The following is a 1,766-nucleotide window of genomic DNA, read 5'->3' on the forward strand; positions in this document are numbered from 1 at the left end:
GGCTATTCAAATAATTTAGGGGGTTCAACTTTGGGGGTCTACTTTAGGGGACAACTTTAGGGGGATAAACTTCTAATAATTGCCATTGAAAAACAACAGCTAGAATTCTGGCTGTTGTTTCTTTTTATAGTTCATTTATCATTGATATTGTCTAGATACTATGAAAGGAACTATATGAATAATGATATCATGAAATTTTTAAACATTGAAGATAAAGACATTATTATCTCTAAGATTTTAATTGATGGAAATACTAAAGAAATTTATTTAGAAAAAACTCTCAAAGTCGAATATTGTCCTGCCTGTTCTTCTAGAATGCATTCAAAAGGAAAATACATTAGAAAAATAAATCACCCTATCCTACAAGATGGCTATCAATTAAAACTTATTGTAACTCAAAGAAAATGGAGATGTACCAATCCTCAATGTAATCTTTACTTCAATGATCAGTTTAACTTTATCAGTAAATATAAACAGTCATCTAATATTACGCCCTATATGATTCTTAACGAAATGAAGAATATACATATTACTACCGCAGATGTTGCTAGAAAATATAATATTTCCGATACTTCCGTACATTATATTTTTCTCCAATATTTGAATATAAAACGTCTTCCTTTAACTGAAATAATTTCTGTCGACGAAGTATTTTTAGATATCGACTATAAACATCGTTATGCATTGGTTATCATGGATTTTGATTCTTTAGAAACGATTGATATTCTCCCTAACAGATGGGAAGAAACAACCAATGCTTACTTTTTATCTATTCCATTGGAAGAACGGAAAAACGTTAAATACCTTATCTGTGACATGTACAATCCCTATATCAACTATACGAAACGCTACTTTCCTAACAGTATTGCTATTATTGACAGCTTTCACGTCGTTTCTTGGATCATAAGAAAGATAAATAACTATATCAATGACCAAAAAAAGAAATTTCAAGTAAGAGATAAAAAAATTTACGAAGAAACTTGTATAAAAAATAATAAACCTATAGATTTTAAAAATATGCCAACATCTAAAGAAGTTTATCTGCTCAATAATTTTAAATGGCTGATATTACAAAATGTAGAAAACATAGACTATCAGAGTAATGTTAGATACAACCACAAATTAAAAGCTTATTTAAATACTTATGACTATGAAAAAATGTTTTTCCAATTGGATGATAACCTTATACAAATCAGACGTCTCAAAGAAAAATATATTGAATTTAATAAAACCAAAGAAAAAGATCTAAAAAAAATAGATAATCTTTTAAGCAATATTATTGATTGTTATTCTCATTCAACATTAACTATGTTTAAAGAGTTTTCTGAATTATTAAAAAAACATAAACGGGAAATTATCAATTCGTTTATTTATATAACTGATAGTAACGGAAATGAAAGAAGACTCTCTAATGGACCTATAGAAGGATATAATAGAACTCCTAAAGATTTCAAAAGAAATTCAAGAGGACTAAGCAATTTTGAATATGCAAGAAGTAGATTAATTTGGGCTAACAGGAAAAAAGAACCTATTTTAGCCACTCCTAAATCAAAAAAAGAAGTGTATAAATTTAAAAAATAACTTATTAAATGTATCTAGGCAAAAATGAAAGGAACAACCTATTTGATTGTTCCTTTAAACTTATTTTCTATGAGATTTTTAGGTTGCCCCCTAAAGTGCCCCCTAACTTTCAACAGGGTTTTCTTAAAACCCCTAAAGTTGTCCCCTAAATAATTTGGCTTTCCCCCTAAATTATTTGGTTACCC

General features: G+C 28.3%; 1 protein-coding gene. It reads left to right on the forward strand.

Going from position 1 to position 1,766, the window contains the following annotated elements; genetic code table 11:
* The first annotated feature begins 174 nt into the window (after nt 1-174).
* A complete protein-coding gene (locus DW911_RS10825) occupies nt 175-1,581 on the forward strand; it encodes an ISL3 family transposase (RefSeq protein ID WP_118434209.1) in 1,407 nt (468 codons plus the stop codon).
* Nucleotides 1,582-1,766: the final 185 nt, after the last annotated feature.

Origin of the sequence: Erysipelatoclostridium sp. AM42-17, from assembly GCF_003480255.1 — a bacterium.
In the GTDB taxonomy this organism is placed as follows: Bacteria; Bacillota_I; Bacilli_A; order Erysipelotrichales; family Coprobacillaceae; genus Faecalibacillus.

Bases quoted from the DNA above. Each gene is read 5' to 3' on its own strand.
- DW911_RS10825 (WP_118434209.1), top strand. From the start codon at position 175: ATGAATAATGATATCATGAAATTTTTAAACATTGAAGATAAAGACATT.